Origin of the sequence: Bacillus marasmi (genome assembly GCF_902168435.1) — a bacterium.
GTDB lineage: Bacteria > Bacillota > Bacilli > Bacillales > Cytobacillaceae > Bacillus_BU > Bacillus_BU marasmi.
This window is the reverse complement of sequence record NZ_LR656165.1, coordinates 273970-293882: the sequence shown is the minus strand read 5'-3', so window position 1 is coordinate 293882 and position 19913 is coordinate 273970. Positions and strand designations below refer to the sequence as shown.

The following is a 19913-nucleotide window of genomic DNA, read 5'->3' as shown; positions in this document are numbered from 1 at the left end:
GTGTGAGGAAAAATGGCTTACGTTCACCTGCAGGTTTATAGTTCCTATAGTTTATTATCAAGCACGGCGGAAATCCGTCAGCTTGTTCAAAATGCAAAGAATAAAGGCTATTCTGCGATTGCCTTGACAGATAAAAATGTTTTATATGCTACGGTCAACTTTTATAAGGAATGTCTAAAGCATTCAATAAAACCGATATTCGGCCTTACCGTGGATATTGAGGCTGATGATGCGCAAACTCCAACATTCCCTCTAGTTCTCCTGGCTAAAAATCAAACAGGCTTTCAGAATCTATTGAAAATATCCAGCGCAGTACAAACGAAATCGAAGACTGGTCTGCCGATTAAGTGGTTAAAGCACTATGCTGACGGATTAATCGCTATAACTCCTGGTGTTAGTGGGGAAATTGAAACTAGTCTACTAAACGGAGATATAGAAAAGGCCTATCAATCAGCAGAGCGTTATCAGGCAATGTTTGGTCCAGAAAATTTCTATGTATCGTTGCAAAATCATAACTTAAAAGCTGAGGCTTTCGTCCAATCTGAAATCATGACATTAGGACAAAAGTTAAATATTCCACTCGTGGTGACGAATGCAGTGCAGTATTTAGAAAAGGAAGATGCGTTTTCGCACGAGGTTTTATTAGCAATTAAAAATGGCGTAAAGCTTAGTGATGAGAACCGAGAGCGCTTAGAAACGAGCGAGTACTATCTGAAAAGTCCAGCGGAGATGGTGGAACTTTACGGAGACTATCCAGATGCGCTTGAGAATACATTGAAAATTGCCGCAAACTGTCAGGTTCAATTAAATTTGAATGAACAAAGGCTCCCAAAATATCCTGTTGCTAACGGTATGAATGCTGAGACTTTACTTGAACAGATTTGCTTAGCTGGCTTTCAAAAGAGATATCAAAATCCGACGACGCTACATAAGAAGAGACTTCAGTACGAACTCTCAATCATTAATAAAATGAAATTTAGCGATTATTTTCTAATCGTTTGGGATTTTATGAAATATGCTCGAGAACAAGGCATTTTGACTGGTCCAGGACGTGGATCGGCGGCTGGTTCGATGGTTGCGTATGTGCTGCAAATTACTGATATTGATCCAATTGAACATGGGCTCTTGTTTGAAAGATTTTTAAATCCAGAAAGAATTACGATGCCAGATATTGATATCGATTTTCCCGATACGCGCCGCGAAGAGGTTATCCAATATGTTATGCAAAAATATGGTCAACTTCATGTTGCCCAAATTATCACTTTCGGAACTTTGGCAGCAAGGGCGGCATTGAAGGATGTAGGCCGGGTATTTGGATTGAATCCAAAAGAACTGGATCAACTGACCTCACTCGTTCCTGCTAAACTCGGAATCACCTTAAAGGATGCATATCAAGAATCGGAGCGGTTAAGAATTTTTATAACGGAAGCGGACTTACTTCAACGGTTATTTGAAACAGCGACAAAGCTTGAAGGATTACCACGTCACACTTCAACACACGCAGCCGGTGTTGTAATTAGTGAATTGCCATTAGTCGAAACGGTGCCGATCCAAGCTGGGCATAATGAGGTGTATTTAACTCAGTATGCAATGGAATCTCTTCAGGAAGTCGGTTTGTTAAAAATGGATTTTCTAGGACTTAGAAACTTATCTTTCATTGAAAGTATTCTTGAAACGATTTATCGGTACACTAGAACTCGGATTGATATTAGGAACATTCCAATAAATGACGAGAAAACCTATGCATTATTAGCTGCTGGGAATACAACAGGTGTGTTTCAATTGGAATCAGATGGAATGCGCAAAGTATTAAAGCAACTTGTTCCATCTGCATTTGAAGACATTGTTGCCGTCAATGCGCTCTATCGTCCAGGCCCGATGGAAAATATCCCATTATTTATTAATCGGAAGCATGGGCGGGAGCAGATTGCTTATCCGCATCGGGATTTAGAGCCGATATTAAATAAAACATACGGTGTTATCATCTACCAGGAGCAGATAATGCAAATTGCTTCAAGTATGGCGGGGTTTTCTTTAGGTGAAGCTGACTTACTGCGCCGTGCCGTCAGTAAAAAGCAAAAGCAAACGCTCGATCGCGAACGTCAACATTTTGTAACTGGTGCGTTGAAAAATCAATATAGTGAGACTACAGCAAATGAAATCTATGATTTAATTGTACGTTTTGCAAATTATGGTTTTAACCGAAGCCATGCGGTAGCTTATAGTTTTATTGCTTATCAGCTTGCCTATTTAAAAGCCCACTATCCTGTTTATTTTATGGCGAATCTATTAACCTCTGCTGTTGGTAATGAGACGAAGCTCATGGGGTATTTACATGAGCTCTCGCAAATGGAAATTAAGCTATTGCCTCCATCTGTAAACGATAGTGATACTACCTTCAAAATTGAAGGTGACAGTATCCGTTATAGCTTATTGGCAATAAAAGGTGTTGGTGGAAATGCGCTGAAGGCCATCATGGCAGCCAGAAGGCGAAAAAGATTTCAAGATTTATTTGATTTTTGCTTAAGAGTTTCTCCTAAGCTTGTAAATAGAAAAACACTAGAGGCGCTAGTCCTTTCCGGAAGCTTTGATGAATTTGGCGAAGACCGTGCCGTTTTGCTGGCTAGCCTTGATGTAGCAATTGAGCATGCGCAGCTATTCATGCCAGAAGAAGGGGCGCAAATTGATTTCTTTGAAGCAGATGAATTGATGCCAAAGCCGAAGTATGTCGAGGTTGATCCTTTAACAATTGAAGCTAAGCTCGCATATGAAAAAGAAATATTAGGATTTTTCCTATCTGATCATCCTTTAGCAGCTTATCAACAGGAATTAAGGGCTGAAGGGCTTACTCCATTATCGGATTTGCAGCCTGGAAATCGTCATGCAGTTAAAGCAGTTTATGTTTCTAATATAAAAAAAATCCGCACTAAAAAAGGTGAACCGATGGCATTTTTAGTGGTAAGTGACCAAAGTGCAGAATGCGAAGCCGTAATCTTTCCGCAGGCATTTAAGAAAATGGGTCATTTATTGCAGCAAGGTACGATGTGGGTCCTTGATGGGGGAGTTGAGGAAAGAGACGGGAAATTGCAATTTATTATTAAAGACGGCAAAGGGATTTCGGGATATTTGTCGAAAAAGAATAAAACAAGGCTTTTTTTAAAGGTTGTGGCAGAAAAACAAACTCAAGAATTGCTTAATAAATTGCATACCATATTACATCAATATCCTGGTGAGATCGAAGTCGTTCTATATTATGAAGGTCTTGAAAAGACTGTGCGTTTAGCAAAATCAGAACAAGTTGATGGAACTGATTCTTGCATAAAGGAATTGCAAGGTCTATTAGGATTTGATAATGTAATATTAAAATAATCAAATTTTCAAATAATCAAAATCTTTACATGTATTTAGGTATGTTATATATTAATAAAGACAACTGGTCAGACCACTAGAAGGGGTTCAATAGCAAATCGTTAAAGCTATTTCTTGGTATAATTGAGGGAGTGGAAAAAGTTGACTATTAGAGAAGAAGCATTACACATGCACAGTTTGAACAAAGGAAAATTAGAAACAGTAACAAAGGTACCGGTACAAAATGCAAAGGACCTCAGTTTAGCCTATTCACCTGGAGTAGCAGAGCCATGCAAGGAAATTTACGATCGCCCTGAAACTGTATATGACTATACAATGAAGGGAAATATGGTTGCGGTCGTATCTGATGGAACAGCAGTACTTGGACTTGGGAATATTGGACCAGCAGCAGCTTTACCAGTAATGGAAGGAAAGGCAGTGCTTTTCAAAAGCTTTGCAGGCGTTGATGCGTTTCCAATTTGCTTAAATACAACTGATGTTGAAAAAATCATTGAAACAGTTAAACTATTAGAGCCAGTTTTTGGCGGTGTTAATCTTGAAGATATTGCTGCCCCAAATTGCTTCATCATTGAAGAGCGCTTGAAAAAAGAAGCTAACATTCCAGTTTTCCACGATGACCAACACGGGACTGCAATTGTTACAGCAGCGGGCTTAGTTAATGCCGTAAAACTAACTGGTAAAAAAATGAATGAAATTAAAGTCGTGGCAAATGGAGCGGGAGCTGCAGGAATCGCGATTATCAAGCTTCTTTATACATACGGTGTCCGCGATATCATTATGTGTGATACTAAAGGGGCTATTTATGAAGGCCGACCTGAAGGTATGAATAATATCAAAGATGAGGTTTCAAAATTCACCAATCGTGAAAATCGTAAAGGTAGCTTAGCTGATGTTATTGATGGCGCTGATGTATTTATCGGTGTATCTGCAGAAGGTGCATTGACACCTGAAATGGTTAAAACAATGAATGAAAATCCAATCATTTTTGCGATGGCAAATCCTAATCCAGAAATCATGCCGCATCTTGCTAAAGAAGCTGGAGCAGCAGTTGTAGGAACAGGCCGCTCAGATTTCCCTAATCAAGTGAACAACGTTCTTGCATTTCCTGGGATTTTCCGTGGAGCATTAGACGTTAGAGCAACACATATTAATGAGGAAATGAAGATGGCTGCCGTTGATGCCATTGCTAGTCTAGTTAGTGATGAAGAGCTTAATGCGGACTACGTTATTCCTGGACCGTTTGATCCACGTGTCGCACCTGCTGTTGCTGCAGCAGTAGCCAAATCTGCAATGGAGACTGGGGTAGCTCGTATCAAAGTTGATATTGAAGAAATTAAAGAAAAAACGAAAAGACTTGCGAATATTGGAAAAAGTGAGTGAAAAATGTGAATACCTCACAGGAGAATTCAAAGGTTTATCTTGAAATTGTAAAACAGCTAAGACTGATGATTCATTCGGATAACCTAAAGCCTGGGGATAAACTTCCATCTGAACGTGAACTAACCGAGCGCCTAAATGTTGGGCGCTCTTCAGTTAGGGAAGCACTTCGGTCATTAGAACTTTTAGGTTTAATTGAGACTAGAAGAGGTGAAGGAACATTCATCAGGGATTTTAAGGGGCACAGGCTGGTTGAATTAATCAGTACATTTATTCTTCAGGATGAAGAAGCAAAAAAAGATGTACATGAATTAAAATATTTAATTGAATTGGACTGTTTACGACTAATTGTACAAAGAAATAATGATGAAAAGTTGAACAATTTTTATCAATGGGTAACAACTAATGATTTTGATGACGATGAGTATTTTTTTAACATTGTCACACTATCTGAAAATCGGTTAATATTAAGAATCTGGTTAATTTTGAAGGACTATGACGCTGTATTAAAAATTGCAAAGAAGGTAGCACCGAAGGAAAAATATATCGCACTCATAGAATCTTTACTTAATAAAGATCAAGCAGGAATTATTTCCTCTTTTAACTCACTGCGTAAACTGTCGAGTTATTAACGACGGATTCTTACAAACAACTTTTGAGAACCATCGTATAATGAAGGACAGGTAGTTTTTTTTTTTGGTAGTGGTCAGGCCACTTCGAAAAAATAATCAGATTTTATTTATATTAAATTTTTGTAGTTCAAAAGATTAGTGAATCATCCAAGGGGAGGTACGACCTTGCTTAAAGAGCTTTTTACAAAGTCGAAAAAGAAAAAGTATGCAACAATTCCATCAGATCACGCCAATCAAGATGTTCCTGAAGGAATTATGACCAAATGTCCAAAGTGCAAAAAGAACATGTATACAAAGGAATTGACAAAGAATTTAAAGGTTTGCTTACATTGTGATTATCATTTTCCACAAAATTCAAGAGAACGGATTGAATGTTTTCTTGATGAGGGAAGCTTTGTTGAAATCAATCAAAATATGATTTCAACTAATCCGCTAGATTTCCCAGAATATCTAGAAAAGGTTGAAAGTGACCGTGTGAAAACAGGCATAAATGAGGCAGTTGTCACAGGCACTGGTAGAGTAAATGATATGCCAATTGCGATTGCAGTGATGGATTCTACCTTTAGAATGGGGAGTATGGGATCTGTTGTTGGTGAAAAAATTACTAGGGCAATTGAAAAGGCAGATGAATTGTCGATTCCATTTATCATTTTTACCGCATCAGGTGGTGCCAGAATGCAGGAAGGTGCATTAAGCTTAATGCAAATGGCTAAAACGAGTGTTGCGTTAAAACGATTTAGTGATAACGGAGGATTGATTATTTCAATCATGACTCATCCTACTACTGGTGGTGTATCGGCGAGCTTTGCATCATTAGGGGACTATAATCTAGCCGAACCAGGTGCTTTAATTGGTTTTGCTGGACGTAGAATCATTGAACAAACCATTCGTGAGGAACTTCCTGAGGATTTCCAAACAGCTGAATTTTTGCTGAAATGTGGTCAGCTTGATGCCGTTATTTCAAGACTAGAATTGAAAGAACAGGTTGCAACTATCCTCGACATTCATCAATCAGGAGGTGAGCTCGAATGGCTGGAGAACTAGAATTTGAACGTCCAATTGTCGAGCTTCGGAAGAAAATCACTGAGCTAAAGGAATTTACTCAATCAACAGATGTTGATTTATCCGCTGAGATTCATAATCTAGAAATTAGATTGGAAAAGCTTGAAAAAGAGATATATGAAAATATGGATCCATGGGACCGAGTCCAAATTGCTCGTCATCAAAACCGTCCAACAACACTTGATTATATCTCTTTGCTCTTTACAGATTTTGTTGAATGCCATGGTGACAGAACCTTCCGTGATGATGAAGCGATTGTCGGCGGGATTGCAAAGTTCAAAGGTTTACCGTTAACAATTATTGGTCATCAACGTGGTAAAGATACAAAGGAAAACATCCGTCGTAATTTCGGAATGCCACATCCGGAAGGCTATCGCAAAGCACTACGTCTTATGAAGCAGGCTGAAAAGTTTCGTCGTCCAATAGTTTGTTTTATTGATACGAAGGGTGCTTATCCAGGAAAAGCTGCTGAGGAACGCGGTCAAAGCGAAGCAATCGCCAGAAACTTATTTGAAATGGCTAGCCTTAAAGTGCCAGTTATTTGTGTTGTCATTGGTGAAGGTGGTAGCGGTGGTGCGTTAGCACTTGGAGTAGGGAATCGTATTTACATGCTTGAAAATTCTACTTACTCAGTTATCTCTCCTGAAGGTGCTGCATCTATATTATGGCGTGATGCAGCTCTAGCAAAACAAGCGGCTCAATCCATGCAAATTACAGCCCCGGATTTAAAGAGATTAGGAATTGTTGATGAAATCATTCCGGAAGTAAGAGGCGGAGCGCATAAAGATATTAATCTTCAGGCCGAAGAAATTGAAAAAGTTCTCATGAAATCACTTAAGGAATTGCACGTACTGTCCGAAAAAGAACTAGTAAATGACCGATATGATAAATTCAAAGCAATTGGCAAGTTCGATTTTTCATCAGAATATAGTGCTATTAAGTAATTGCTAAAAGCCTGTGACTGTTATTCAGCACAGGTTTTTTATGTAAAAATATGGATGTATATACCGTAAGATTCATAAATCATCTCCTCATTAACGCATTAAAGCGGTTGCATTTTGCGGAGTATTCCGTCTATGGATGAAAGGCGAGTATACAGTTGTTATCGTACATCTGTCGTGTTATTTTAGAAATATTCCATAGATTGATTGTTAATAATAAATACAGTCAATATTTATTTTTTATGTTAAGCTAGAAATTTTTTACATATTTTTGACTTATTATTTTAATGAGGTGATGTCAACATGAAAAAAATCGGCGTGTTAACAAGTGGTGGCGATGCTCCAGGAATGAACGCTGCAGTCCGTGCAGTCGTTAGAAAAGCGATATATCACAACCTAGAGGTTTATGGAATTTATGGTGGATATTCAGGCTTAATTAGTGGAAACATTAAAAAGCTCGAATTAGGATCAGTTGGTGACATTATTCATCGTGGTGGAACGATTTTATATTCAGCCAGATGTTTGGAATTCAAAACAAAAGAAGGCCAGCAAAAAGGGATTGAGCAATTAAAGGCTCACGGCATTGATGGATTAGTCGTAATTGGTGGCGATGGCTCATATCGTGGCGCGAAAGCACTGACAGAGCAAGGTTTCCCGTGTGTGGGTGTCCCAGGAACGATTGATAACGATATTCCAGGAACAGAATTAACGATTGGCTTTGACACGGCATTAAACACAGCAATTGATGCAATTGATAAAATTCGCGATACTGCAACAAGCCATGAAAGAACTTTTGTAATTGAAGTAATGGGTCGCGATGCTGGGGATATTGCCCTTTGGTCAGGTTTAGCAGGTGGGGCAGAAACCATTTTAATACCTGAAGAAAACTATGATATGAATGAGATTGTCGCTCGATTAAATAAAGGCTCAGAGCGTGGTAAAAAGCATAGTATTATTGTTGTTGCTGAGGGCGTAATAAGCGGAGTAGAGCTCGGTAAGGAATTAAAGGCGGCTACGAACGCTGATGTACGTGTATCGGTATTGGGGCATATTCAAAGAGGTGGAACCCCAACCGCAGCAGACCGCGTATTAGCTAGTCGTTTAGGCGCCCATGCCGTAGAATTACTAATTAATAAAAAAGGTGGCCGTGCTGTAGGCATTGAAAATAATCATTTAGTTGATTACGATATTATAGAAGCATTAGCACAAAAACATAAGGTCGATTACAGCTTGCTTAAATTATCAAAAGAGCTTTCAATATAGGTTATATTTAACCGGCAGGAGGATAGAAAATGCGCAAAACAAAAATTGTTTGTACGATTGGCCCAGCGAGTGAAAGTGTAGATAAGCTTACTCAATTAATTGAAGCTGGAATGAATGTTGCTCGTTTAAATTTCTCACATGGTGATCATGTGGAGCATGGTGAAAGAATCAAAAACATTCGCGAAGCTGCTAAAATTACTGGGAAAAATGTTGCGATTTTATTGGATACGAAAGGTCCAGAAATCCGCACGAACAATATGGAGAATGGTGCAATTGACCTTACAGTGGGGCAAGAAGTACGCATCTCTATGACAGAGGTTTTAGGTACTGTAGATAAGTTTTCCGTTACATATCCAGGATTAATTGATGATGTACAACCAGGTTCAACAATTCTTTTAGATGATGGGTTAATAGGACTGGAAGTTTTAAAGATAGACAATGACTTAGGTGAGATTGTCACGAAGGTTCTTAATGGCGGAACGCTGAAAAATAAAAAAGGTGTTAACCTTCCGGGTGTTCGTGTTAATCTACCTGGAATAACCGAAAAAGATGCTCAAGATATCTTGTTCGGAATTGAACAAAATGTTGATTTTATCGCAGCATCATTTGTTCGTAGAGCAACGGATGTTTTAGAAATCCGTCAGCTGCTTGAAGAACATAATGCGAATCATATCCATATTATTCCGAAAATTGAGAACCAAGAAGGTGTAGATCATATTGATGAAATCCTCATGGTTTCTAATGGATTAATGGTGGCACGCGGTGATTTAGGGGTTGAAATTCCAGCAGAAGAGGTTCCGCTTGTTCAAAAAGCATTGATTAATAAATGTAATGCACTTGGGAAACCTGTTATTACAGCTACTCAAATGCTTGATTCGATGCAAAGAAATCCACGTCCTACACGTGCAGAAGCAAGCGATGTAGCGAATGCAATCTTCGATGGAACGGATGCAATTATGCTTTCAGGTGAAACTGCAGCTGGGCAATACCCAGTCGAAGCGGTTCAGACGATGCACAATATTGCATCACGTGCAGAAACGGCATTAGAGCATAAAGAAATATTATCAAACCGCAGTAAAAGCACAGAGCATAATATGACGGATGCGATTGGTCAGTCAGTTGCTCATACAGCATTAAATTTAGATGTAAGTGCAATCATTACCCCAACAGAGAGCGGACATACTGCACGAATGATCTCTAAATATCGTCCAAAGGCCCCAATCGTAGCTGTTACTTCCTACGACTATGTTTGCCGTCGGTTAGCGCTTGTGTGGGGCGTATACCCACAATTGAGCCAAAGGGCGACGACCACTGATGAGATGTTAGATTTCGCAGTTGATGCAAGTGTGGATAGTACGATTGTTAAGCATGGCGATTTAGTCGTCATTACCGCAGGAGTTCCAGTAGGAGAGGCGGGAACAACAAACCTTATGAAAATTCACATCGTCGGCGACGTTTTGGCAAAGGCACAGGGCATTGGCAGAAAGTCAGCTTATGGAAAGGTTGTTGTGGCTCAAAATTCAACTGAGGCATTAAATAAGGTCAAAGAAGGCTCCATTCTCGTTACAATCGGCTCAGACCGTGATATGGTGCCAGCTATCGAAAAATGTAGCGCCTTAATTACTGAAGAAGGTGGACTAACAAGCCATGGCGCTGTAGTGGGATTGAATTTAGGAATCCCTGTCATCATCGGAGTTGATCTTGCGACTAAGCTCTTTAAAGATGGACAAGAAATCACTGTTGACGCAGCAAGAGGCGTTATATACAATGGCCACGCCAGCGTACTTTAAAAAAGCTTAAAATAATGAGATAATCGTAAAAGAAGGATGGGGATATTCCCATCCTTTTCTTTAGTAGAAATTTGTATGGAGGTATGGTAAATGCGATATTTATTTTTATTAATCATTATCATTCCGGCAGCAGAAATCGGCTTTTTAATGTACTCGGGAAAACTTATCGGCATTTTGCCAACGATTCTCCTCATTATACTATCAGGAATTGTAGGGTCATATTTGGCTAAGAAAGAAGGATTGGAAACAATCAGAAAAGCCCAGGAGCAGATGAGCTACGGAGAGATGCCAGGAGATGCGATACTAGATGGAATATGTGTATTAATTGGTGGAACACTATTGTTATCACCAGGCTTTATTACAGATTTTGTAGGGTTATTTTTATTAATACCCTATACACGGATTTTCTTTAAAAAGTTGATTGCACGTGGTTTAACGAAATGGATGAATAAGGGCAGAATTACGATTATCAGATAGAAAAGTAGAGGCTAATGAAAAAATGCTGACTGAAGGCCAGTCAGCACTTTTCATATTGAGTTTATTGCTGTGTTCCTTTTATATAAGCCCATACGTCGCGAAATACATGGGCTCGATTAAGCGTGTTGATAATGACTAATAGGACAGGTCCGGCGATAAGTCCGAGAAAGCCTAACAACTTAAAGCCAACAAACAACGCAATTAAGGTGGCTAAAGGATCAAGGCCAATGTTTGAGGACAAAACTTTTGGCTCCATAAGTTGACGTTGAACAAGTACAACAATATATAGGACTGTTAGGCCAATCGCAATTCCTGTGTCACCAGTAATGATTTCATAGATAATCCACGGTACAAAAATGGCACCTGTTCCTAAGTAAGGAATTACATCGACAATACCAGTTATTAAAGCAACTGTAATGGCGTAGTCAATTCGTAAAATTAATAATCCAATTAAAATAATGATTGTTGTCATTGAAATTAGTGTTGCTTGAGCCTTTAAAAAACCAAATAATGCCTTTTTTAAATCAATAAAAACCGTTCTTCCACTTGTTTTGGCGCGATGTGGTAAAAATCTCCCAATCATATTCGATAAACGATACCAATCTTTGCTGATAAAAAAGGTTGCCAGCAGTGAAAAAATCAATACGGTTGCAGCATTTGGGAACCAGGAAAGGACGTTTGGGATATTGCCAAAAAAGTTTTTAATAAAACTTCCAACAGTTGTTCCAAAGGTTTTACCCACGTTTTCAATGTTTTCCATGATGGTTTCTTGCTGACCTGAATCTAGATTTTGAAATAAATTAGCGATTTGATGATAAAAAGGAAGGATTTGTCCGGCTAGCATATCTTGAATGTAGGCAATGATGGTGTCAAGATGATTTGGCACAACCGCAGCAATATAATTTGCCCCGGTGACGATTTCTGCTATTAATAATGTCATGAGTCCTGCAAAAGTGGCAAAAATAATGATTAGCGTGATGAACACAGAAAGCGCACGAGGCAGTCTTGCCTTCGTCTCTAAAAAATTAACAAGCGGGTTCATCATGAATGCAATGATAAAGCCGATGATAAACGGATAGGTTATTTTTGATAAGTAATAAAAGCCAAGCACAGCTATAAGAACAATACCGATTACGAAGAGAAGGCGCAGAAATCGAAACAGATTCGTTTTATTCAATAAAATCCTCCTTTACGTTTTTACATAACAATATATTAACATTTTTTAGTAAATATTGCTTTATTCCATCATCAAGCCATTCAATGTGGTTAAAGGAGTTTGAAAATGAAATTTGAAGCCTATGCATTTCTAGCCATTTTATTAATCATTGCATTTTTCTCGAAAAATCAATCGATGATCATTGCAGTTGCCTTCCTTTTAGTGCTGAAATTAGTAGGAGTAGATGGTAAGGTCTTTCATTATATTCAGTCGAAAGGAATCAACTGGGGTGTGACGGTGATTACGATTGCAGTTTTAGCACCAATCGCAGCAGGTCAAATCGGCTTTAAAGATTTATCTGGAGCTTTCAAAACTCCCTATGCATGGATTGCATTACTTTCTGGGATGGCAGTTGCCCTGTTAGCTAAGGGGGGCGTCACTTTATTGGCGGATGATCCGCACATCACAACAGCCCTTGTATTAGGAACAATACTATCTATTTCCCTTTTTCATGGCGTCGCAGTTGGCCCACTAATTGGGGCGGGAATCGCTTATATGGCAATGAAAATCGTCCAATTGTTCATTGCAAAATAATTTATTTTTTTACAAATTAAGCCGTTTTCGTTCACAAAAGTCTGATAATTGTTTATAATAGGATTTGTAAGTCCAATCATATCAAAAAAACATTATAACCATCCTTATAATGAATTTGTAAAAAATGAAAACCTTTTCACTTTTTACAAATGGGGAGAAAGGTTATAAATAGAGGAGAATCATTAGGAGTATAGGTTGAAACAAGGTGATATTAGTAATATTCCAAAATAGAAGCCTACTAGTCTTTCTTTCTATTTTGAGCATCTATGAACAAGCGCTCATTCGAACAAAATATTATTGGTCTGTGGATTAGCTGGTTACAGCTAACTTTTTAAGGATAGCATTGACTATCCATATATTGTACAGAGGGGTATCTTTCTGACTCGCTTATAAATAACTGATTTTTCAGATATTTAAGCAAATTTTGACAGACAAAGGGTATTTGGGGAATTCTTATTTAGAAAAGGAGAGATTATTTATGACAGTTACACGTGGTCTTGAAGGGGTAGTAGCAACAACTTCATCTATCAGTTCAATTATTGATGATACCCTAACTTATGTTGGGTACAATATCGATGACTTAGCAGAAAACGCAACTTTTGAAGAAGTTATCTACCTTTTATGGCATCGCAGACTACCTAATGCGCAAGAACTAGCTGAACTAAAAAATCAACTTGCTGAAAATGCAAGTTTACCACAAGAAATTTTAGATCATTTCAAAATGTATCCGATTGATAAAGTTCATCCAATGGCTGCACTTCGTTCTGCTGTTTCTTTACTTGGCTTATATGATGACGAAGCAGATTTAATGGACGAACAAGCAAACTATCGCAAAGCGATTCGTTTACAAGCAAAATTACCATCAATCGTTACTGCATTCTCAAGAATTAGAAAAGGTTTAGAGCCTGTAGCTCCACGCAAGGATTTCAGCATTGCTGAAAACTTCCTATATATGCTATCTGGAAAAGAGCCAGATGCTATTGCTGTTGAAGCTTTCAACAAAGCTTTAGTTCTTCATGCAGACCATGAATTAAACGCTTCTACATTCACAGCTCGTGTTTGTGTGGCAACTTTATCTGATGTATATTCCGGAATTACATCTGCTATCGGCGCACTAAAAGGTCCTTTACACGGTGGTGCTAACGAAGCAGTTATGAAAATGCTTTCTGAAATTGGTACATTAGATAATGTTGAACCATATATCCGCGAGAAACTTGCTAATAAAGAAAAAATCATGGGCTTTGGTCACCGCGTATATCGTTTAGGTGATCCACGTGCTAAGCACTTAAGAGCAATGTCTGAAAAATTAACTCAATTAACAGGCGAGCCACAATGGTATGTTATGTCTACTAAAATCGAAGCAATCGTTACAGGTGAGAAAAAACTTCCACCGAACGTTGATTTCTATTCAGCATCTGTATACCACAGCTTAGGTATCGACCATGACCTATTCACACCAATCTTTGCTGTAAGCCGTGTCTCAGGTTGGTTAGCTCATATTTTAGAGCAATACGAAAACAACCGTTTAATTCGTCCTCGTGCGGATTACACTGGTCCATCATTACAAACATATGTGCCAGTTGAACAAAGATAAAAAAATTTTTCGTGAAAGTTTACAATTTAGACAAAAACTGATGTAATATATAGGGGAAAGTTTTTGTTAATTTATGAAAAGTGCAGCGACTTCAGTCCGGTTTAAAAATAGTCACTATTTTTTACCGGGCTGCTTAAGTGAGTCGTCTGCACGTTTTCATGGACATGGAGGGAGAAAAAGATATGCTAGGAGAAAAAATCACAGTAAAAGACGGAGTATTAAATGTACCAAATAACCCAATCATCCCTTTTATCGAAGGTGACGGTACTGGTCCGGATATTTGGGCATCAGCTTCACGCGTATTAGACGCAGCAGTAGAAAAAGCTTACAAAGGTGAGAAGAAGATCGTTTGGAAGGAAGTTTTAGCAGGAGAAAAAGCTTTCAATCAAACAGGTGAATGGCTTCCACAAGAGACTTTAGATCTAATTAATGAATACCTAATTGCGATCAAAGGACCTCTTACAACTCCAGTTGGTGGGGGAATTCGTTCATTAAACGTTGCACTACGCCAAGAATTAGACTTATTCGTTTGCTTACGTCCTGTACGTTGGTTTGAAGGTGTACCTTCACCAGTAAAACGTCCTCAAGACACTGATATGGTCATCTTCCGTGAAAACACAGAAGATATCTACTCAGGTATTGAGTACCAAAAAGGTTCAGACGAAGTGAAAAAATTAATCAACTTCTTACAAACTGAGCTAGGTGTTAAGAAAATCAGATTCCCTGAAACTTCAGGTATCGGTATTAAACCAGTTTCAGAAGAAGGAACAAAGCGTTTAGTACGTGCTGCAATCAATTATGCAATTAAAGAAGGACGCAAATCAGTAACGATTGTACATAAAGGTAACATTATGAAATTTACTGAAGGTGCATTCAAAAACTGGGGCTACGAGCTTGCTGAACAAGAATTCGGTGATAAAGTATTCACTTGGGCTCAATATGACAGATTAGTTGAAGAACAAGGTGCAGAAGCTGCAAACAAAGCACAAGCTGAAGCAGAAGCTGCAGGCAAAATCATCGTTAAAGATGCGATTGCTGATATCTTCTTACAACAAATCTTAACTCGTCCAAAAGAATTTGATGTAGTTGCTACAATGAACCTAAACGGTGACTTCATTTCTGATGCACTAGCTGCACAAGTTGGTGGTATCGGTATTGCACCAGGAGCTAACATCAACTACGAAACTGGACATGCAATCTTCGAAGCTACTCATGGTACTGCACCTAAGTATGCTGGATTAGATAAAGTAAATCCATCTTCTGAATTATTATCTGGCGTTCTTATGCTTGAACACTTAGGCTGGAACGAAGCTGCAGATATGATCGTAAAATCAATCGAAAAAACAATTGCTTCTAAAGTTGTAACTTATGACTTTGCTCGTCTAATGGATGGCGCAACAGAAGTAAAATGTTCTGAATTCGGTGATGAATTAATCAAAAATATGGAATAATTTTTATTCCGTTAAGCTAAGGCGCAATGGCGATTTGCTTTAATGCAAATTGCTTGCGCCTTTTGCTATATTATGTTTAGCTAATACTAGGCAATATTTTACAACGATTGGCTTCTTTTTGGTATGTTTATTTTTCAGAATTTTCTGTTAAGACACAAAGGGGGATATAATAATGACAATTAATCGTAAAAAAGTATCCGTAATCGGCGGAGGATTTACTGGTGCAACAACGGCATTCTTATTGGCTCAAAAAGAATTAGCTGATGTGGTGTTAGTTGATATCCCGCAAATGGAAAACCCAACTAAAGGTAAAGCTTTAGATATGTTAGAAGCAAGCCCAGTGCAAGGTTTTGATGCAAAGGTCACTGGTACTTCTAATTACGCTGACACAGCGAATTCTGATATTGTAGTTGTTACAGCTGGTATTGCTCGTAAGCCAGGTATGAGTCGTGATGACTTAGTTCAAACAAACCAAAGAATCATGAAGAGCGTTGCCCAAGAAATTGCCAAACACTCTCCGAACGCATTCATTGTTGTATTAACTAATCCAGTTGATGCGATGACATATACTATTTTTAAAGAGTCAGGATTTCCTAAAAACCGCGTGATTGGTCAATCAGGTGTCCTTGATACAGCGCGTTTCCGTACTTTCATCGCGGAAGAGTTAAATCTATCAGTGAAAGACATCACTGGTTTTGTACTAGGTGGTCATGGTGATGATATGGTTCCATTAATCCGTTATTCTTTTGCAGGTGGTATTCCATTATCAACTTTAATTCCTCAAGAACGCCTTGAGGCAATCGTTGAACGGACTCGCAAAGGTGGCGGAGAAATCGTCAACTTACTTGGAAATGGTTCTGCATACTACGCTCCAGCTGCTGCACTTGTGGAGATGTGTGAAGCCATTTTAAAAGACCAAAAACGCGTTCTTCCAGCCATTGCTTATCTTGAAGGTGAATACGGCTACGAAGGAATCTACCTTGGTGTTCCGACCATCCTTGGTGGAAATGGAATCGAAAAAGTCATTGAGCTTGAACTAACTGGCGAAGAAAAAGCCGCACTTAATAAATCAGCAGACGCAGTTCGCAGTGTAATGGCTGCATTAATTTAATAAATTACTTAAACAAAAAGATTCGAAGGCTACCTTCGGATCTTTTTTTAGGCTGTGTTAATGCACGGTGGTGATTTTTTCTAAGTTGATTGGAGAGGAAGACACGTAGACTCCTATGGGAGTAGCTGGCATGGGAGACCCCGCAGGCGCAAAGCGCCGAGGAGAACGAAAAGCGGAAGCGGCTTGCCCAGGGGTGACAGGCACAAGGCGAGCCGACTAGAAGGTTGTCCTTTAACCTTCTGGACGGTTTGAATTGTGACCCCGAGCCCCTAGCTGCTGCAGCTAGACAGGCTCCCAGTTAGCCCCATGGACCGCACGTGTCTGGAGCGGAAATCAACACTACAATATTAAGAAGTGTAAAAAGTTTGTAAAGAATCCGGTTATTTTTGGCGCTTGTTTCATTTTTCTAATAATATAGTAATAAGGTGAGAAAAATAAGTAGAAAAACGGGGAAAACGGATTTGGAGGACTATATGCAGAAAAAAGTATTAGTAGTGGATGATGAACAATCCATTGTTACCTTACTTCAATATAATTTAGAACAAGCGGGCTATAAAGTTACGACCGCAATGGATGGAGAAACAGGGAGAAATTTAGCACTTGAAGGTGAATTTGATTTCATCGTGCTTGATTTAATGTTACCGCGCCTTGATGGAATCGAAGTATGTAAACAACTTCGTCAACAAAAGGTGCTAACACCTATCCTGATGCTAACGGCAAAGGATGATGAATTTGATAAGATACTTGGACTAGAGCTTGGGGCCGATGACTATATGACAAAGCCTTTCAGTCCAAGGGAAGTAGTGGCTCGGATAAAAGCAATTCTTCGCAGAACGGAGGTTCAAAACCACGTTCAGTTAGCTAACAATGAAAGTGAAGATACTGACCATCTAGCCATTAAGGATTTGGCGATTTATCCAGACCATTATGAAGCATTTTATAAAGGTGAGTTATTAGAATTAACGCCGAAGGAATTTGAACTTCTTGTACATCTCGGTAAACATAAAGGCAAGGTTTTGACTCGTGATCAACTATTGAGTGCCGTTTGGAATTACGATTTTGCTGGTGATACTCGAATTGTTGATGTTCACATTAGCCATCTTCGAGATAAAATCGAACCAAATACGAAAAAACCGGTTTAAATTAAAACCATCCGGGGGCTTGGCTACAAATTAGAGGAGCCAAAAGGAAATGATAAAATTCCGAACTAGGCTATTACTAGCCTTAATCACATTAATATTTGTTGTACTGGTTGCCTTAGGATTATTACTCGGACAACTATTTAAGAGCTATTATTTTAATTCTTTTAATGAAAGGCTTCAAAAAGAAAATAACTTAGTAACGATTTATATGAAAAAAAACGGTGGGATTGCTAGTCTCGATCAAAATCAAGTTCATGAGTTTAGTGACATCATCAAGGCGAGAGTCTCAGTTACCGATACGAAGGGGAATCTTCTTTATGATAGTGGAGAGATATCTGGTGCGATTAAATATGAAGAGCATTATCGAACCTTAAAAGATATTATTTCTACAAAAAGGAATCAACAGGATCTTGTTGTTAATAATGATGGGAAGGAACTCCATTACTATTGGAATCCGATAGAACAAAATAACAAAATAGAAGGCTATGTTTTTCTTAGCGCCAAAATGGATGTGTTGGAGGAAGCTTATAGTCAAATTTGGTGGCTTCTATCGATTAGCTTTGTCATTGCGTTAATTGTCATCATCATTTTAGGGACAAGTATTACTTCTCGCTATACGAAACCAATTGAATCAGCAACAAATGTTGCGATGGAATTAGCAAAAGGAAACTATCGTGCTCGAACTTATGAAGATAAGGTCGATGAAACAGGAATGCTCAGCACTTCTATAAATATTTTAGCAAGAAATCTCCAGGAGATGATGAAGGCAAAGGAAATGCAGCAGGACCGTTTGTCAACTTTAATCGAGAGCATGGGAAGTGGATTAATCTTAATCGATCATCGCGGTTATGTTTCGTTAATTAATCGAGCTTATAAACAAGTTTTCAATGTAAAGCCACAGGAGTATTTATACAGACTTTATCACGAAGTCATTGAACACCGGGAAATTGCTGAATTGGTAGAAGAAATATTTATTACTGAACAGCAAGTTAAGCGATATTTGCGGATTCCAATTGGAATTGATATAAAACATTTTGAGGTTTTTGGTGCGCCAATCATTGGCACTAACGATGTATGGAAAGGGACATTGCTTGTTTTTCACGATATTACTGAAATTAAGAATCTGGAACAGACAAGAAAAGACTTCGTCGCCAACGTTTCTCATGAGCTCAAAACACCAATTACTTCTATTAAAGGATTTACAGAAACTCTGTTGGATGGTGCGAAGGAAGATCCAAAAACATTAGAAGCATTTTTAAATATTATATTGGTGGAAAGTGACCGCTTGCAAACGCTCATAGAAGAATTATTAGAGCTTTCGAGAATTGAGCAGCATCAATTTAAGCTCGACATTAAAGAAGTTGATTTAGTACCGATAATTACTGACATCATAAAAATGCTTCATAAAAAAGCAGAGGATAAAGGAATTACCATTCAATACAAAACTACTGAAGCTGATTTGGTCATTGAAGGCGATCCGTCTCGATTAAAGCAAGTGTTTATCAATTTAATTAATAATGCCATCATGTACACTCCTAAAGATGGAAAAATAACTGTGGATACAGAATTAAGGGATAAGCACGTTCTTGTCCGTATATCTGATAGTGGGATTGGGATTGAAAAACAAGAGATTCCAAGAATATTTGAACGATTTTATCGAGTGGATAAGGCTCGGAGCCGAGACTCTGGAGGAACAGGCCTTGGTTTGGCAATTGTTAAGCACCTTGTCGAGGCTCATAAAGGGACGATCACCGTATCTAGTAATGTAGGTCAAGGGAGTATGTTTACCATTTCTTTGAGAAAGAAATTATCAATACTTTAATTTTAAACAACTTTTAATAATTCGTTTATCATTTGTTAATAATTCGTCGATATACTCAATATTGTAATCCCCCCTCAAAATATGCATGGCAGTCAAGACGAAGGTGCTCCCCCCTTCGTCTTTTTGCATTCC

Annotated in this window: 15 protein-coding genes; 14 read left to right on the top strand and 1 reads right to left on the bottom strand. The window is 38.5% G+C overall.

Annotated elements, in window-relative coordinates:
* Positions 1–12 precede the first annotated feature (12 nt).
* The 8 genes from dnaE to FXW34_RS03555 all read left to right on the top strand — a co-directional run bounded on the left by dnaE (position 13) and on the right by FXW34_RS03555 (position 10911).
* The gene (dnaE, locus tag FXW34_RS03590) at positions 13–3369 is read left to right on the top strand and encodes a DNA polymerase III subunit alpha (RefSeq protein WP_147532608.1); all 3357 of its coding nucleotides are present in this window, start codon (positions 13–15) and stop codon (positions 3367–3369) included.
* Positions 3370–3510: 141 nt separating this feature from the next.
* Complete coding sequence (gene ystJ, locus FXW34_RS03585; RefSeq protein WP_147532607.1) at positions 3511–4749, top strand: NADP-dependent malic enzyme; 1239 nt, start codon at positions 3511–3513, stop codon at positions 4747–4749.
* Positions 4746–5378: a FadR/GntR family transcriptional regulator gene (locus tag FXW34_RS03580; RefSeq protein WP_342780671.1), complete on the top strand. Its 633-nt coding sequence runs from the start codon at positions 4746–4748 to the stop codon at positions 5376–5378. Before ystJ ends, FXW34_RS03580 begins: the two co-directional genes overlap by 4 nt.
* 165 nt (positions 5379–5543) lie before the next feature.
* Positions 5544–6422, top strand: coding sequence for an acetyl-CoA carboxylase, carboxyltransferase subunit beta (gene accD / locus FXW34_RS03575; protein ID WP_147532606.1), 879 nt, complete (start codon positions 5544–5546; stop codon positions 6420–6422).
* Complete coding sequence (gene accA / locus FXW34_RS03570) at positions 6407–7384, top strand: acetyl-CoA carboxylase carboxyl transferase subunit alpha (protein ID WP_147532605.1); 978 nt, start codon at positions 6407–6409, stop codon at positions 7382–7384. Before accD ends, accA begins: the two co-directional genes overlap by 16 nt.
* 300 nt (positions 7385–7684) lie before the next feature.
* Complete coding sequence (gene pfkA / locus FXW34_RS03565; protein WP_147532604.1) at positions 7685–8644, top strand: 6-phosphofructokinase; 960 nt, start codon at positions 7685–7687, stop codon at positions 8642–8644.
* 29 nt (positions 8645–8673) lie between these two features.
* Positions 8674–10434, top strand: a complete 1761-nt coding sequence (gene pyk, locus FXW34_RS03560; protein WP_147532603.1) for a pyruvate kinase — start codon at positions 8674–8676, stop codon at positions 10432–10434.
* 90 nt (positions 10435–10524) lie between these two features.
* On the top strand, positions 10525–10911 hold the full coding sequence (locus tag FXW34_RS03555) for an FxsA family protein (RefSeq protein ID WP_147532602.1): 387 nt from the start codon (positions 10525–10527) through the stop codon (positions 10909–10911).
* A gap of 61 nt (positions 10912–10972) precedes the next feature.
* Here FXW34_RS03555 and ytvI read toward each other — a convergent pair whose 3' ends face one another.
* Positions 10973–12088 carry a sporulation integral membrane protein YtvI gene (ytvI, locus tag FXW34_RS03550; RefSeq protein WP_147532601.1) on the bottom strand — a complete coding sequence of 372 codons (1116 nt, stop codon included), beginning with the start codon at positions 12086–12088 and terminating at the stop codon, positions 10973–10975.
* Between the two features lie 105 nt (positions 12089–12193).
* On the opposite strand from ytvI, the gene FXW34_RS03545 reads away from it, so the two are divergent.
* The 6 genes from FXW34_RS03545 (at position 12194) to pnpS (ending at position 19781) form a co-directional block, all read left to right on the top strand.
* Positions 12194–12661 carry a DUF441 domain-containing protein gene (locus FXW34_RS03545; RefSeq protein WP_147532600.1) on the top strand — a complete coding sequence of 156 codons (468 nt, stop codon included), beginning with the start codon at positions 12194–12196 and terminating at the stop codon, positions 12659–12661.
* Positions 12662–13139: 478 nt separating this feature from the next.
* Entirely contained in the window at positions 13140–14255 is a 1116-nt protein-coding gene (gene citZ, locus FXW34_RS03540) for a citrate synthase (protein WP_147532599.1), read from the top strand.
* Positions 14256–14437: 182 nt separating this feature from the next.
* Entirely contained in the window at positions 14438–15706 is a 1269-nt protein-coding gene (gene icd / locus FXW34_RS03535) for an NADP-dependent isocitrate dehydrogenase (RefSeq protein WP_147532598.1), read from the top strand.
* Positions 15707–15878: 172 nt separating this feature from the next.
* A complete protein-coding gene (gene mdh, locus FXW34_RS03530; RefSeq protein WP_147532597.1) occupies positions 15879–16817 on the top strand; it encodes a malate dehydrogenase in 939 nt (312 codons plus the stop codon).
* Between the two features lie 473 nt (positions 16818–17290).
* Positions 17291–17959: a response regulator transcription factor gene (locus FXW34_RS03525; protein WP_147532596.1), complete on the top strand. Its 669-nt coding sequence runs from the start codon at positions 17291–17293 to the stop codon at positions 17957–17959.
* Positions 17960–18008: 49 nt separating this feature from the next.
* Positions 18009–19781, top strand: a complete 1773-nt coding sequence (pnpS, locus tag FXW34_RS03520) for a two-component system histidine kinase PnpS (RefSeq protein WP_147532595.1) — start codon at positions 18009–18011, stop codon at positions 19779–19781.
* Positions 19782–19913: the final 132 nt, after the last annotated feature.

What these genes read in the sequence shown, in the direction of transcription:
- dnaE (WP_147532608.1), top strand. Translation starts at nt 13, where the DNA reads ATGGCTTACGTTCACCTGCAGGTTTATAGTTCCTATAGTTTATTATCA.
- pyk (WP_147532603.1), top strand. Translation starts at nt 8,674, where the DNA reads ATGCGCAAAACAAAAATTGTTTGTACGATTGGCCCAGCGAGTGAAAGT.
- pnpS (WP_147532595.1), top strand. Translation starts at nt 18,009, where the DNA reads ATGATAAAATTCCGAACTAGGCTATTACTAGCCTTAATCACATTAATA.
- FXW34_RS03545 (WP_147532600.1), top strand. Translation starts at nt 12,194, where the DNA reads ATGAAATTTGAAGCCTATGCATTTCTAGCCATTTTATTAATCATTGCA.
- mdh (WP_147532597.1), top strand. Translation starts at nt 15,879, where the DNA reads ATGACAATTAATCGTAAAAAAGTATCCGTAATCGGCGGAGGATTTACT.
- FXW34_RS03525 (WP_147532596.1), top strand. Translation starts at nt 17,291, where the DNA reads ATGCAGAAAAAAGTATTAGTAGTGGATGATGAACAATCCATTGTTACC.
- pfkA (WP_147532604.1), top strand. Translation starts at nt 7,685, where the DNA reads ATGAAAAAAATCGGCGTGTTAACAAGTGGTGGCGATGCTCCAGGAATG.
- icd (WP_147532598.1), top strand. Translation starts at nt 14,438, where the DNA reads ATGCTAGGAGAAAAAATCACAGTAAAAGACGGAGTATTAAATGTACCA.
- accA (WP_147532605.1), top strand. Translation starts at nt 6,407, where the DNA reads ATGGCTGGAGAACTAGAATTTGAACGTCCAATTGTCGAGCTTCGGAAG.
- citZ (WP_147532599.1), top strand. Translation starts at nt 13,140, where the DNA reads ATGACAGTTACACGTGGTCTTGAAGGGGTAGTAGCAACAACTTCATCT.
- FXW34_RS03555 (WP_147532602.1), top strand. Translation starts at nt 10,525, where the DNA reads ATGCGATATTTATTTTTATTAATCATTATCATTCCGGCAGCAGAAATC.